The organism is Sulfurospirillum sp. hDNRA2, assembly GCF_024206095.2.
Classification (GTDB): domain Bacteria; phylum Campylobacterota; class Campylobacteria; order Campylobacterales; family Sulfurospirillaceae; genus Sulfurospirillum.
Window position 1 is genome coordinate 1860061 of the sequence record NZ_CP159800.1, and the last position, 13604, is coordinate 1873664.

The 13604-nt window shown below is 46.3% G+C and carries 12 protein-coding genes; 1 reads left to right on the top strand and 11 read right to left on the bottom strand.

Annotated features, from left to right (window positions below):
• Positions 1 to 44 precede the first annotated feature (44 nt).
• The 11 genes from ychF to NL930_RS09220 all read right to left on the bottom strand — a co-directional run bounded on the left by ychF (position 45) and on the right by NL930_RS09220 (position 12460).
• The gene (gene ychF, locus NL930_RS09170; protein WP_254376483.1) at positions 45 to 1145 is read right to left on the bottom strand and encodes a redox-regulated ATPase YchF; all 1101 of its coding nucleotides are present in this window, start codon (positions 1143 to 1145) and stop codon (positions 45 to 47) included.
• 110 nt (positions 1146 to 1255) lie between these two features.
• Positions 1256 to 2224, bottom strand: a complete 969-nt coding sequence (locus tag NL930_RS09175) for an SLAC1 anion channel family protein (protein ID WP_254376484.1) — start codon at positions 2222 to 2224, stop codon at positions 1256 to 1258.
• Between the two features lie 239 nt (positions 2225 to 2463).
• The gene (locus tag NL930_RS09180; RefSeq protein WP_254376485.1) at positions 2464 to 2817 is read right to left on the bottom strand and encodes a chaperone NapD; all 354 of its coding nucleotides are present in this window, start codon (positions 2815 to 2817) and stop codon (positions 2464 to 2466) included.
• Complete coding sequence (locus NL930_RS09185) at positions 2814 to 3761, bottom strand: WD40 repeat domain-containing protein (protein WP_254376486.1); 948 nt, start codon at positions 3759 to 3761, stop codon at positions 2814 to 2816. Before NL930_RS09185 ends, NL930_RS09180 begins: the two co-directional genes overlap by 4 nt.
• The gene (locus NL930_RS09190; protein WP_254376487.1) at positions 3762 to 4265 is read right to left on the bottom strand and encodes a ferredoxin-type protein NapF; all 504 of its coding nucleotides are present in this window, start codon (positions 4263 to 4265) and stop codon (positions 3762 to 3764) included.
• A gap of 2 nt (positions 4266 to 4267) precedes the next feature.
• A complete protein-coding gene (locus tag NL930_RS09195; RefSeq protein ID WP_039675524.1) occupies positions 4268 to 4792 on the bottom strand; it encodes a nitrate reductase cytochrome c-type subunit in 525 nt (174 codons plus the stop codon).
• On the bottom strand, positions 4789 to 5613 hold the full coding sequence (napH, locus tag NL930_RS09200) for a quinol dehydrogenase ferredoxin subunit NapH (RefSeq protein WP_039675522.1): 825 nt from the start codon (positions 5611 to 5613) through the stop codon (positions 4789 to 4791). The genes NL930_RS09195 and napH overlap by 4 nt, the downstream gene beginning before the upstream one ends.
• The gene (gene napG / locus NL930_RS09205; RefSeq protein ID WP_060826354.1) at positions 5610 to 6431 is read right to left on the bottom strand and encodes a ferredoxin-type protein NapG; all 822 of its coding nucleotides are present in this window, start codon (positions 6429 to 6431) and stop codon (positions 5610 to 5612) included. Before napG ends, napH begins: the two co-directional genes overlap by 4 nt.
• 153 nt (positions 6432 to 6584) lie before the next feature.
• Complete coding sequence (gene napA, locus NL930_RS09210) at positions 6585 to 9374, bottom strand: nitrate reductase catalytic subunit NapA (protein ID WP_060826355.1); 2790 nt, start codon at positions 9372 to 9374, stop codon at positions 6585 to 6587.
• Between the two features lie 209 nt (positions 9375 to 9583).
• Positions 9584 to 10948: an OprD family outer membrane porin gene (locus NL930_RS09215; RefSeq protein WP_254376488.1), complete on the bottom strand. Its 1365-nt coding sequence runs from the start codon at positions 10946 to 10948 to the stop codon at positions 9584 to 9586.
• A gap of 378 nt (positions 10949 to 11326) precedes the next feature.
• Positions 11327 to 12460 carry a nicotinate phosphoribosyltransferase gene (locus tag NL930_RS09220; protein WP_254376489.1) on the bottom strand — a complete coding sequence of 378 codons (1134 nt, stop codon included), beginning with the start codon at positions 12458 to 12460 and terminating at the stop codon, positions 11327 to 11329.
• Positions 12461 to 12604: 144 nt separating this feature from the next.
• Between NL930_RS09220 and NL930_RS09225 the strand changes: the two genes are divergently transcribed.
• The gene (locus tag NL930_RS09225) at positions 12605 to 13465 is read left to right on the top strand and encodes an EamA family transporter (RefSeq protein WP_254376490.1); all 861 of its coding nucleotides are present in this window, start codon (positions 12605 to 12607) and stop codon (positions 13463 to 13465) included.
• Positions 13466 to 13604: the final 139 nt, after the last annotated feature.

Sequence of the window (13604 nt, forward strand, 5' to 3'; positions counted from 1 at the left end):
TTTATCGAAGAAAGGGGTGTTTACATGTCAACACCCCACGACGTTTAAACGTTAAATCTAAAGTGCATGACGTCGCCGTCTTGGACGACGTAGTCTTTGCCTTCCAAGCGCATTTTACCCGCTTCTTTTGCACCGGTTTCGCCCTGACATGCGATATAGTCGTCATAGCCGATCACTTCGGCGCGGATAAAACCTTTTTCAAAGTCGTTGTGAATGACCGAAGCGGCTTTGGGAGCACGCCACCCTTTACGAATCGTCCATGCGCGTACCTCTTTGACACCCGCGGTAAAGTACGACGCAAGCCCCAGTTTTTCGAATGCCAAACGAATAATCTGTTTTAAGCCGGACTCTTGCACGCCCAACTCTTTTAAGAACTCTTCGGCCTCTTCTTCTTCGAGGGCTACCATCTCTTCTTCGACTTTTGCACACAATACGACCACGTCCGCACCGACGGTCTTAGCATGGTCTTTGACCGCTTTGACAAAATCATTTTCCTCTAAAAGTCCCGCTTCATCGACGTTTGCGCCGTAAATGACGGTTTTGTTGGAGAGGAAACGAAGCTCTTTATCCAAAGCTTCAAAGTGTGCATCGTCTTGTTTGGCAAACGTACTCACCGGTTTGAGCTCGTCTAAATGCGCTCTTAACGCTTCTGCGATCTCTAAGACTCCTTGCGCGCTTTTATCGGCTTTGGCTTGACGTCGTAAGCGATCGAGTTTTTTATCGAGCTGCTGCACGTCGGCTAAAATCAGTTCCGTTTCGATAATTTCGATGTCGCGTATCGGATTGACGCTGTTTTCCACATGCGTGATGTTTTCGTCCTCAAAACAACGTACCATATGCAAAATAACTTCGACTTCACGAATATTGGAGAGAAACTGATTGCCGAGTCCCTCGCCCGCACTCGCACCCTTAACCAAGCCCGCAATATCCACGAAATCAACGGTAGAGTGTTGAATACGCTCGGGATTGACGATTTTCGCAAGCTCTTCAAGCCGCGGATCGGGAACGGGTACGATGGCTTTATTGGGCTCGATCGTACAAAAAGGATAATTCGCTGATTCTGCATTTTGCGCTTTGGTCAGCGCATTAAACGTGGTAGATTTTCCGACATTGGGGAGTCCTACGATACCGACACCTAAACCCATAGATTGACCTTTTTAATTAACTTTTAAGGGCGATTTTACCCAAAAGCGTCTTAAAAACGCTCAAACAGGTACGAAAGAGCTTCGCCTTTCGTACTAAGGGGATTACGCGTTTATTCTTGAACGCAGATCTCGCCTCGTTTTATATGTAAAACCGTCTGATACGCCACAACGGCTATTACGACGCTCGTTACCGCAACCATCGCATACGAGAGTCCCCGTAAAACGACGTCTTTGGTCTCGTGGTACATCAACATCGTGCTAATCGCCATGGCCGCCAAAGGAAACACGAACGCCCACCATGAGATAAAAAACTTGATTTTGACAAAGTTTTTGTACATAAACGCCAGTAAAAGCGTAAAGAAAAGGGCAAGATTAAACAAAATCGTCGCAAAAGCGTCGATCGTTCCGTACATCTTAAAGTACGCGATAAATCCTACCGCCGGCGGCGCGATGAGAATAAACATCGTCGGCATAAATTTGACGACCAACTGATGGTGGAAAATAATGCGGTTGAGTAAAATCGCAAACAAAACGATCCAAAAGAAAAGCCCGCAACTAAAGAAATACATCAAAATACCGTGGCTCGCAAAACCGACGCCGCCCACGGGAACCAACAAATTTCCGACGATCGGGATAAACCACGCGGGATTGGAGTGTTCCAACTCTTGATTGCGATTAATCCAAAACGAAACGGTATACATCGTCAAATAAAAATGGAGCACCGTTCCGGGATACCAAAACAGTGCGGCAACCGGAGGATACACTTCTTTATACACGATGGCTAACATCAACATCGAAATCGAAATCGCCGCAAAAAAGTTAAGCCGAATCGGATGTGAAAACTCTTTTTGAACCGCGGGCGCGTATTTAAGGTATTTGAGGGCATAAATCAGCGTAATAACGCAAAAAAGTAAGGTCGAAATTCCCATAAGCACCGTACCGATCCACGCACTCATCGATAACCACAATGCCGCTTTTTGGTACATAATCGTAAGACCGCTCATACCCATCACGATCGCATACATCATAATCGGAAAAAACTTGATCCTATTTTGCTCGCATGCACTTTTTTCTTCCATTTATTTCACTCCTAACTATAATATTTTTTAAATATAATTATAAGAATAAACTCTTATCGATTAGAAAGCTCTAAATAAAATAATCTAGCTTTGCGAATTAATCGTCTGCTCGTAAAATCCATGGAGCGTGAGGTGCTAAAGAGGCGTATTTTTGCTTAACATGTAAAGCCAACAAAAAAGGAAGGGGTTTGATGAAAACCCCTGAGGAAGAAACCGTATCGAAACGGACAAATGCGGTTTTAGTGGATCTTCTTTTTCAAATCGCCGCGGTAGACGATATCTTTTAAAGCGACCGTGTCGTCGTTTAAAATAGGCGGTACGACGTCGGAACGTTCCAGCTTCGCTTTTTCCGCCTCCAACTCGTCTTCGCTGTACGCCATCATCATATCGGCGCAGATGACGTGCGGCAAACTTTCGATTTTTTTCATTTTCGCCATCTCTTCGTCGATATTTTCACCCTCGACCGTCACGATGATTTTACCCTTTTGGGTGTCGTGAAAATGGTATTCGCAAAAATCGCTCTTTTGGCATAAAGCGATAATCTCTTCCACATACTCGGGTTTGGCTTGAATAACAATGCTTGAAATATTCACGGTAAACTCCATATCATAATATAAGGATCGTCGCTACTGCTCACCACGCGATGATCGTCGATAAACACGATTGCGTTTAGCGTACTTTTTTGACCGACGAGCGTGTGTAAACGGCTCTTTTTCGTCACGTCGAAAATCACGATGTGATTTTGTTCGTTAAACGCAAATGCCGCTAAAGTTTCATCCGCGCTTAATGCACCCGCATACATCAAAAAATCGCCGTCGAATCGCTCAAAACTTCCGCTCAAAAGATCGTACACCACGCCGCGCCTGTCTTGCCCGGCACCTAAGATTTTTTGTCGGTGAAAATCGACGTCGTACACGTTATCGACGTTGCCGCCTTTAAAGACTTTGACGATTTTCCCGCTTGCAACTTCTAAAAGACTCAACTCTCCCGACTCACACGAGCTTACCGCTTGCGTTCGTGTTTGATTTAACGCGATGTCGCTAAAATGCGAAGGATTGGCCTGAACGCGATAGACTTCTTTGGCGTTTTGAATATCCCATAACACGATCTCGTTACTTAAAAGTGCTATCAAAAGATGTCCTTTGTCGACAAACTTCGCTTTTGAAACAAACCAATTGCGCGAAGCATCGATCACGACTTTCGTTTGGCCGTTTTGCACCGTATAAACGCTTCGCGCTCCGTTTTCGGCTTGCACGACCGCAACATAACGTCCCTCTAACGCATCGATGGAAAACACTTTGGGAGCGACTTCTTCGCCCGTAAAATCTTTGATTTTAGGAAAAACGATTTGCGACGTTTTAACGCCGTCATTGAGGCGAAACGTCTCGATCGTTCCGACACTTGTCGCGGCAACGATCTGTTCGTTCTCAACAATCAACGCTTGCACGTTTCCGCTTGCTTGTACCTGCAATTTAGGATTGAGCGTCGCGGCACATGCCAGACACGCGACCATGATTAAACACCCGACTATACGCATTTACGCCTCCTCTTTTGCTTGCATGACGATCGCCTCGCAAGGGCACACCTTAACGCATCCTCCACACCCGTTGCACGCGTCGGCATCGATCGTCGGCCTAAATAGCCCTAAAAAGCGAATAGCCCGAACGTCGCACCCGTCCAAGCAACTGTTGCACAAGCTTTGGTGCCATGCCATACAGGCTAGTATATCGATTTTAGCGCGTATCGGCAATGCTTTAGTGCCGGTTTGCACGTTTAAAACATCCTTCGGACACGCCTGAGCACAGGCCTCGCAAAAGCTACAACCCCCTTTTGCGAAGTCTAAGCAAGGTGTATGTGCGGCATCGAGGAGGATAATCTCCGTAGGGCATGCGTTCACGCAAGGCGTATCTTGACATGTAACGCATCTTTCTTCGAACAAGGCACTATCATTGCAATAAGGCGGGCGAACACACAACGTTTTTAAATTTTTTTCGCCTTTCTTACCCAATAAAGTACCGAGTATCCCTCCTCTGCCGCTCATCGTTACTTCACACCTTCATTCAAGCTATCCAAAAGATGTGAGCGCGATTGCGCGTCTTTTGCGCGAAAATCCGGTTTGAACTCGTTTTTGACCAACGGTTCGTTGTTTGATTGCGGCGCATGACACTGAGAGCAGTTAAAACGCGCTTGCGAAAGTTCATTCAAGACTTTTTGCGTTCGCATATCGAAGAAGTGCGACTTGGGAATCGGCGTTGCTTTAACCGCTTCGGCGACTTCGGGAAGGTGACATCCAAGACACGCATTGTTGTCTTTACTCATGTCTAACATTCCCTCGACGTCGTGAGGAATCATCGGAGGCGCATTCTCGTAAGAGCGCTCAAACACTTTAGATTCCCCTGCCGCCGCCGTCGAATATGCCGTATTGTCCGCAACAACGTTTTTTTCGCTGTAGAGATCGACTTTTCGTAGTCCCAATTCTTCCTCACTGTAAGTTTGAGACACCGCACATCCGCTACCGATAACTATGCCCGCTACTAAAAGGGCAATGACTTTTTTTTGCGTTATCATTCTTTTTCTCCAACATTGATGTAATTTCTCACGCCAAACGAAAGGGCATTGCCTTCACATACGTCGATACATCTGCCGCAATTGGTACACTCTCCGAAAAGAATCGCTCCGCTTTGCTTAGAGACGATACCCAAAACGTGCTTTTCGGGGCACACCGTTTTGCATGCCATACAAGACGTACATTTCGTATGATCGTGTTTGACGCGAATGAGGCTTAAACGCCCCACCACCGAGTAAAACCCGCCTAAAGGACACACATGTCCGCACCAACCGTTTTTAACGGCGAAAAGGTCAAATAAAAAGAGTGCCAGTATCGCGGCAACGCCCATACCCATACCGAAAATGATGCCTCGATGCAACATCCCGATCGGGCTTACGATCTCAAATGCGGCAACGCCGGTAAGGAAACTTAGGACTAAACTGAGCCCTAAAAGCCAGTAACGCACACCTCTTCCCAACCAAATTTTACGCTCCGTTTGCTCTAAAAAGAGCTTTCTTCGCGTCCAATTCGCCGCATCGGTCACGATATTGACCGGACAGACCCACGAACAAAAAGCGCGTCCGCCGAAGATCGTATAAAAAAGCCAAACGAGCACGCCGCCGACAAGCACGTTAATGCTCACCGTCGCACCCGCCGCGAAAATTTGCAACAGTGCAAAAGGGTCCGCCAAAGGAATCACGCCCATTATCAGCGACGCACTGAGGTTTCCCGTTAACACACGAAAACCGTAGACGTTACCGAGCGTAAAAAGCACCAACAAAGAGAGTTGTACCAAACGTCGTGCGATTAAAAAGCGGTGTGTTTTGATCCATGATTTCATTTGAATAAATCCTCCCCGCTGTTGAGATAATCTTCAACCTTCTTTTCGCTACGTTTCGTATGCGTGGTCACCTCTTGGCTGACGTTTTCCAGACGTTTTTCGTCCGCTTTTTCCCATCCTTTGATGTAGTGTGCGCCGAGTTTTCCCTGCGCTACTTCATTCGGCAAAACGTGAATCGCCGCTTTTTCGGTAACGCAAGCGCGTTCGCATAAACCGCATCCGGTACACGTATCGGAACTCACGATCGGAATTAAGTATGCATGCTTTCCCGTACGCGTATTGCGTCGGTATTCCAGCTTAATCGCACTGTCCATAACGGGACAGGCACGATAACACGCATCGCACTGAATTCCCCAAAACGCGATACACGACTCCGTATCCACAACGGCAAGTCCCATTTTCGCTTTAAAGATGTCCAGCTTCTCTTCACCTTCTTTAATACTCGATACACTGCTCTTATTCAACGCGCCCGTCGGACATACCGGCACACACGGTATATCCGTACACATATGACACGGTACCTCTCTGGGTATGAAAAACGGCGTTCCCAAAGGCTTATTTTCTCCGGGCACCGCTAAACGCAACGTATCGTAAGGACACGCTTCGACACACTGACCGCATTTGATACACAAGCGCATAAAATCGTTCTCGTAAAGGGCTCCGGGCGGTCGTAGAATCAAGGGCGACGCTTTGGCTTCTTCAATGTAACCCGTCCATACCAAACCGCCTAAAGCACTGAGTCCTACGCTTTGCGCCATCAACGAAAGAAATCTTCGTCTCTCCGTGATCGTGGCTTTTTCATGGTTTAACTGGCTCACGACAATCCTTTTAGATCTATTTTTACACGCCGTTTGGGCAAAGCCCAACCGACTACGCTGCGCTATGCGCTAAAGCTTACCTCTTCGAGGTAGAATCTTTACATGTAACTTTTTAACGCTTTCCCTATTTCCGTTTGGGCAAAGCCCAACCGACTACGCTTTATAAAGCTTAACGGCACACTTTTTATAATCGGTTTGCTTTGAAAGCGGACATGTCGCATCCAAGCAGACTTTATTGATAAAGACTTTTTCATCAAACCACGGAACAAACACCAAGCCTCTTGGCGTTCGGTTACGTCCACGCGTTTCGACACGCGCTTTTACGCTTCCGCGACGGCTTTCGACCCAAATCAAATCGCCTTGTTTAAAGCCTTTGGCTTCGGCGTCGCTTGGGTGCATGTAACATAACGCTTCGGGAACGGCACGGTAAAGTTCGGGAACCCGCATCGTCATCGTTCCGCTGTGCCAGTGCTCGAGTACGCGTCCGGTACACAACCACGTATCGTATTCTTTATCGGGCATTTCGCACGGATCCATATACGGTCTGAAGAAAATTTTTGCTTTGTTTTTAAGCGGAAACGTCTCTTCGGTGGTCGGCTTTTGCAAGTTACCTTTTTTGATCGCTTTGGCAAACGTGCCGTAAAATGCGAAATCGCCGTTGTTCTCTTTTGCCGCATACGGATCGTATTTGGCATTGAAGCGCCATTGCGTCTCTTTACCGTCCACGACCGGCCATTTTAGACCTCTTACTTTGTGGTACGTATCAAAATCCGCCAAATCGTGTCCGTGACCGAGACCGAATTTTCGATACTCTTCCCAAATCGCTTTTTGGATAAAAAATCCGTATCCCTTCCACTCTTTACCGTCGCTTCCGGCAACGCCTCGGCTATCGCCGAATACTTCGGTATTGTCAAAACCTTCGCCGATAGCGTCTTTGGCTTTGAACGATTTAAAATAACTATTGGCAAATAAAACATCAAAAAGCGTATCGGTCTCTTTGTATCCCATCGCTTTGGCCGCTTCAATCACACTCGGTAATTTACCGCCTTTAATCGTCTGCTCGCCCCATACGTCGGCAATCGTAAAACGTTTGGAAAGCTCGACCCATTGCCACGTATCGCTCATCGCGTCGCCTACCGGGAGGACTTGTTGTCGCCAGTGTTGCGTTCTTCGCTCGGCGTTACCGTATGCGCCCCATTTCTCGTAAATCATCGCCGAAGGTAAGATAAGGTCGGAAACCTTCGCGGAAATTCCCGGATACGCATCGGAACAAACGATGAAGTTATCCAGTTCGCGTGCCGCTTTGATCCAATGGTTTGCGTTGGCACTGTCTTGGTAAGGATTGCACACGTTGACCCATGCGAATTTAATCTTACCGCTTTCGATTTGGCGGTGGATATTCATAATGTGTTGGTATCCCATCGGATTGAGCGTACCGGCAGGTAAATTCCAAATTTTTTCCGTAATTTCTCGGTGTTTCGGAATGGAAACGTCCATATCCGCCGGTAGACGATGCGTAAACGTTCCGACTTCACGTGCCGTACCGCACGCACTCGGTTGTCCCGTCAATGAAAATGCACCCTCACCCGGTTTGGCTTGTTTGCCTAAGAGGAAGTGAACCATGTAAGATTGTTCGTTGACCCACGTACCGCGTTGGTGTTGGTTAAAGCCCATCGTCCAGAAACTAACGACTTTTCGATTTTTTTCGATGTACAAGTCGGCCAATTGTTTTAATTTAGCTTTATACGCGTCAAGCGACTCGTTGGGATCGCCTTTAGCGATTTTTGCGACGTAATCTAACGTATACGGCTCTAATGCCTTTTTAAAATCTTCAAAGCTAATTTCCCAATGTAAGATCGCTTTGTCCGCGTTTTTCATCTCCATAAGATCGCCGGCTTTAACGCCTAAATGCGCTAATCCAGGAGCTTCTTTTTCGCTGATGACTTTTGCGTCTTCTTTTTTAATAATCTCCAACTCTTTGGCACTGTAGCCGAGTTTTTTTGCTTCGGCTTCGGTTCGCATTCCATAACCGATGTTTGCAAAACCCGTTGCGAAAACAATGTTTTTCTTCACAAAATCCCAATCGATCGCTTCGGGGTGATTGTAAACGATTTCGCGTGCAATGTAGTTCCAGATCGCAAGATCGGTACTCGGAGAAAAAATAATCTCAAGGTCGGCTAAATCCGAACAGCGGTGCGTGTAGGTAGAAAGGTTGACGACTTTAACGCGATCGGGCGCGGTTAATTTGCGATCGCTGACGCGTGACCATAAAATCGGGTGCATTTCCGCCATATTGGCGCCCCATGTCACAATCGTATCGGTCAACTCGATGTCGTCGTAGCAGCCCGCAGGTTCGTCGATACCAAACGTTTGCATAAAGCCGACGACCGCCGAAGCCATACAGTGACGTGCGTTGGGGTCGATGCCGTTGGCACGGAAGCCAGCTTTCATCAATTTTGCGGCGGCATAGCCTTCTTGAATCGTGTATTGACCCGATCCGAAAACGCCGATTGCCTCAGGTCCGCCCGCTTTAAAGGCGGCTTTGATGTGTTTTTCCATCTCGTCAAACGCGCGCTTCCATGAAACGGGTTTGAATTGACCTTTTTTATCGAATTCGCCTTTATCGTTGACGCGAAGTAGCGGTTGTTTCAATCGATCCGCACCGTACATGATTTTGGCGTTAAAATACCCTTTGATACAGTTTAGTCCGCGATTGACCGGAGCGGCTGGATCGCCTTTAACGGCGACGATTTTTCCCTCTTTCGTCGCAACCATAATACCACAACCGGTACCGCAGAAACGACAAACGGCTTTGTCCCATCGCCAACCGGCTTCTGCTTGTTCGCTCGCCGCTTTAAGCTCGCTAGGCACGCTAATGCCCACCGCGGCGGCGGCACTCGCGGCAGCCGTTGTTTTTAAAAAGTCCCTTCGTGAAAGTGACATCGTGATACCTCCTGATTTGAGTTTCGGAGTCATTCTATCACTAAGCAAAATCGCAAATCTATGACTTAAGTCAATACGTTAATTTTATAAATTTAATTTTGTGTGGATTTGGGGTTTACATGTAAGAAAAATTTTGATAGGAATTTAGATGCTAAAGGTAGAAACGACGGCATTTCTGCCGCCGTTTTGAAGATGCAAACGCGTGCAAATTAGAATTTATAGTTTGCTCTAAAGCGCATTTCGTTTGAGTTAACCGTAGAGGTTGTCTCTTTTTTACCGTCTTCATATTCTAAAGAGACTGTCAAGCCTTTAAGAGAAGGAACGGCATAAGCGATTTGACCGCTCCAAAATGTTGATTCTGTATCGACATCGACACTATTCAACACGGCTCCCGTAATCGTTTTTGCGTCTTGGTTGACTTTGGTGTATTGACCCAAAGCTTTAAGTCCCGTAACGCCGATTTTTGAGAAATCGTAACCAATTTCGACTTTATAAGCATCCGTATCGGCACCGGAAGTGACTTCCGCACCTTTGATGAGCGGAGCCGTATACGTGGTAGGACCGTTACCCGCACCTAAGAGAACGGATTGGTTACTAGAGACGGTACTATAAGCAAAAGAAGCGTTAAAGCCTGCTAACTCGCTAAATCCGATACGACCTTGGTACATATCGCCCTCGACGTGGAAACTATCAAACGTAGGATTGGACGTTCTTGAACCGCGATACGTTGCATCAAGAAGTACTTTCATAGCACTTAAAGGTACGACGTAATTACCTTCCGCATAGAAGACGTTGGCATCTCCGCCTTGTGTTAATTCAACATCGTTAACAAACAAGTATTGACCCGTTAACGTCAAGTTAGTGATCGACTTGTTAATCGCAGCCGCCGTGTAAGCTCCGTCAAATCCAAAAACGTTTGACCCCCCGTTTGCCGAACCCGTTCCGTAAAATACCGCTTCTTTTTTAAAGCTAGGCATTTCAGAATCTCCACCGGCTACGGTTTTGTCATAATCGGATGTTCGACCTTGAAATTTGTCGGAGTAACCGGCAACCAATGTCGTATTTGGAAGATCCGTATTGACAAGAACTGCGGCTTGAAACGCTTCTTTGAACATACGTGAGCCGGAACTGTTAACCAATGGGCTTGTAATAAATTGGCGACCTACTTTTGCCGTTGTTTTACCAAGCGTATACGTTACGTATGCTTCCGAAAGAACCGCTCCCGAACCGTACATATCCGTTGCATAAAGATTTTTTGCGTCTTTATCGGCAAAAGGAGCATAACTTCCCTGAAATGTCGCCCCAAAACCGAAGCCGAATAACGGATCCGTGATATAACCAAGTACGACGCCCGTGGTAAAGATATCGGCATCGCCTTTACCGAGTGTTCCCGATGCCCCCGGTGTCGAAACGGTCGGATTAGCAGCACCCGTGTCTCTATCAAAATACCAGGCGCGTAATTCACCGCTGACTTTACCGTTTTTAAACGCATCGGCAAGTGTATCCGCCGCAAATGAACCGGACGCGAGTCCGGCAACAACCATAGCCACCAAGCTAAGTTTAGCTAACTTCATAATTCCTCCTTTTAAAAAGTGTGAAGCTTCTTACCTAATTTAACATGCCCAATTCGTTAAGTTATGAAAGAAGCTCAGTAGCATCTTACATTAGTTGTATAGCATGAAAATAGCATAAATTTTTAAGATTATTTTAAAATAAACGAGAAAAAACACCGGTTGGTCGTTTACGCTTTATCCTTACATGTAAAGATAAAAGTTTCTTTTTGCGACAGCAATACCATTGTCTTTTTGGGTAAATACGTAACAGTAGAAATTGATTGGCAGAAGCAAAGAGAGGAGTGAAAGGCATTTGAACGCATCAACACTAAAAAAGAGTCTTATGATGCTTTACATGTAAAGTATTTTCATCCTCTCTTGCGACTTCACTAAAACACTTTAACGACTCTTCTTAAGCAAAAACTCCCGCCCTACTTTTACCCTTGGCACACCGCCGTAAGCGATGATGTCGGCAGTCGCATTGGTTTCACTCCATTTATCGGGTAGAAATGAACCAGTCCCGATGATATCGATGGACGCTTTTGCCCATGCCATTGAGCGGCACTTTTGCGGTGTAAAGCCTGAAGAGGCGATGATGCGCACTTTTGAAAATCCTGCGTTGTCGAGAGATTCCCTCATACTCCATATCGCTGCGGCTGAAACGCCTGTGCCGATGAGATCATGCAGTTCCGCTTCGGTACGGTAGTCACGTACCGCATCAGGTGCGTGGCGTCCGAGTACGTCATAGCTTTTTTGGGTATCAAGCCCCTCTAAAAAGCGTCCGCCGTGGGTGTCGAGACGCACGGCGATCTTGCCCTCGTGCGCTAACGCAGGAAAAGCGTTACAGACTTCTAAGGTATCGGTGATTTCACGTCCGAAATAGTCCGCCAAGATAGGGATGTTTTCATCGGGAAAACATTCATGGAACATTTGAGCCGCTTTTAACGTTGAGCCGGCATAACCGATGAGCGCGTGAGGAACGGTGCCCAACCCTTTTTCACGCCCAAAAAAATGCGCCGTCGCATCGGTCGCGTTGCCGATAAATCCTACCGCTCCAAGTTTGCGTTGTGCCGCTTTTGAGCCGACCGATGCGCCATACGCCATCATCTCAGCCATCTCAGTTCCTGCGCAATGGCGTGCGTCCATCGCCAAAAAAGCGACGTGCGGAAGGATCTGGCACATCTCATAGGCATTGTACGCCGCAACACACGCCGAGCCTAACTTTTGTAAAATAAGCGTTTCGTGCTCCGTCAAAAATGCAAACGAACCCGACAGGTAAAACAGCGGCTCGCCCGCACCCACCCATTCGCCCTCCTCGTGCAGCACTTCAATGCCGATCGTTTGCCCCGCTTTCTTGGCTTGCTCTTTTATATACACCGTGGAAAGGCGCACCGCAGAGAGAACGGGACGGCGTAAGAAGAAAGCGTACGTGACTTCCGTGTCGCCGAAACGTTCGACAATCGTTTGAGTATTGGAAAAATATTTATCGGTCCATGCCGATACGTCATTGCATGCATATTGATTACGTGGCATACGATTCCTTTATCGTTTCATAGCGACCTTATAGTCTTCTTTTGCTATACAATCGCTTAGAAAACTTTTTAAACAAGGCATCTTTTGAGAGGATTGCCTTTAAATTTATCGCCTACATGTTATACTTTTCGAAAGGATTTTACGATGCGATATTTGCTTTTAACCACCTTTATTTGGGCGTTTTCGTTTAGTTTTATCGGTGAAATTTTAGCCGGTCGGGTCGATAGCTATTTTGCGGTGCTGGTGCGCATCGGTCTCGCATCGCTGGTCTTTTTACCTTTTACGAAATTTCGAGGCATAGATAAGGCGTTAAAAGTTAAAATCATGCTCATCGGCAGTGTGCAAATCGGTTTTATGTATATCTTCTTCTATCAATCGTTTTTATTTCTCAGCGTTCCGGAAGTCATTCTTTTTACGATTTTTACGCCTATTTACGTGACATTAATCTACGATGGTCTAAAACGACAATTCAACCCGCGGTATCTTGTTAGCACGGGAATGGCGGTTTTGGGGGCGTATATTATCCGTTACCAAAACGTCGATTCCGCATTTATTACGGGTTTTTTGATGGTGCAAGGAGCCAATATCTGTTTTGCCCTCGGACAAAGTGCTTATAAAAAAGTAATGGAATCCAATCCAAAAATCATACATAGTGATGTATTCGGGTACTTTTACTTCGGTGCATTGCTTGTCGGTATCGTCGCTTTCGCTTTATTGTCCGATCATAGCAAACTCTCGCCCACACTTTTACAGTGGAGCGTCTTACTTTGGCTAGGAATCGTCGCTTCGGGGATTGGCTATTTTTTATGGAATAAGGGTGCTTGCGATGTCGATGCGGGAGTTTTAGGTATCATGAATAACGCATTGGTTCCGGCAGGGTTGATGATGAATCTTCTGCTTTGGAAAACACCCGTCGATTACGTTTCACTGTCGATCGGAAGCGGCATTATCCTCTTTTCGTTAGTTTTGCATTACCGCTTGATCAACCGCAAGCACGCCCTATAGCAGTCTTTTTTTCCTCACGTTTTCATTCGTAAAGAAATTCGTGCTAAACTACTACTAAGGTCAGAAAAAACCGATCTTTTGATTGAAAAACCTTTTATCTTTTGTTAGTTTTTAATTAAGATTTTGAATTAGTTTATTT

What these genes read in the sequence shown, in the direction of transcription:
- NL930_RS09175 (WP_254376484.1), bottom strand. Translation starts at nt 2,224, where the DNA reads ATGGAAGAAAAAAGTGCATGCGAGCAAAATAGGATCAAGTTTTTTCCG.
- NL930_RS09190 (WP_254376487.1), bottom strand. Translation starts at nt 4,265, where the DNA reads ATGAGCGGCAGAGGAGGGATACTCGGTACTTTATTGGGTAAGAAAGGC.
- napA (WP_060826355.1), bottom strand. Translation starts at nt 9,374, where the DNA reads ATGTCACTTTCACGAAGGGACTTTTTAAAAACAACGGCTGCCGCGAGT.
- napH (WP_039675522.1), bottom strand. Translation starts at nt 5,613, where the DNA reads ATGAAATCATGGATCAAAACACACCGCTTTTTAATCGCACGACGTTTG.
- ychF (WP_254376483.1), bottom strand. Translation starts at nt 1,145, where the DNA reads ATGGGTTTAGGTGTCGGTATCGTAGGACTCCCCAATGTCGGAAAATCT.
- NL930_RS09215 (WP_254376488.1), bottom strand. Translation starts at nt 10,948, where the DNA reads ATGAAGTTAGCTAAACTTAGCTTGGTGGCTATGGTTGTTGCCGGACTC.
- NL930_RS09220 (WP_254376489.1), bottom strand. Translation starts at nt 12,460, where the DNA reads ATGCCACGTAATCAATATGCATGCAATGACGTATCGGCATGGACCGAT.
- NL930_RS09195 (WP_039675524.1), bottom strand. Translation starts at nt 4,792, where the DNA reads ATGATAACGCAAAAAAAAGTCATTGCCCTTTTAGTAGCGGGCATAGTT.
- NL930_RS09185 (WP_254376486.1), bottom strand. Translation starts at nt 3,761, where the DNA reads ATGCGTATAGTCGGGTGTTTAATCATGGTCGCGTGTCTGGCATGTGCC.
- NL930_RS09225 (WP_254376490.1), top strand. Translation starts at nt 12,605, where the DNA reads ATGCGATATTTGCTTTTAACCACCTTTATTTGGGCGTTTTCGTTTAGT.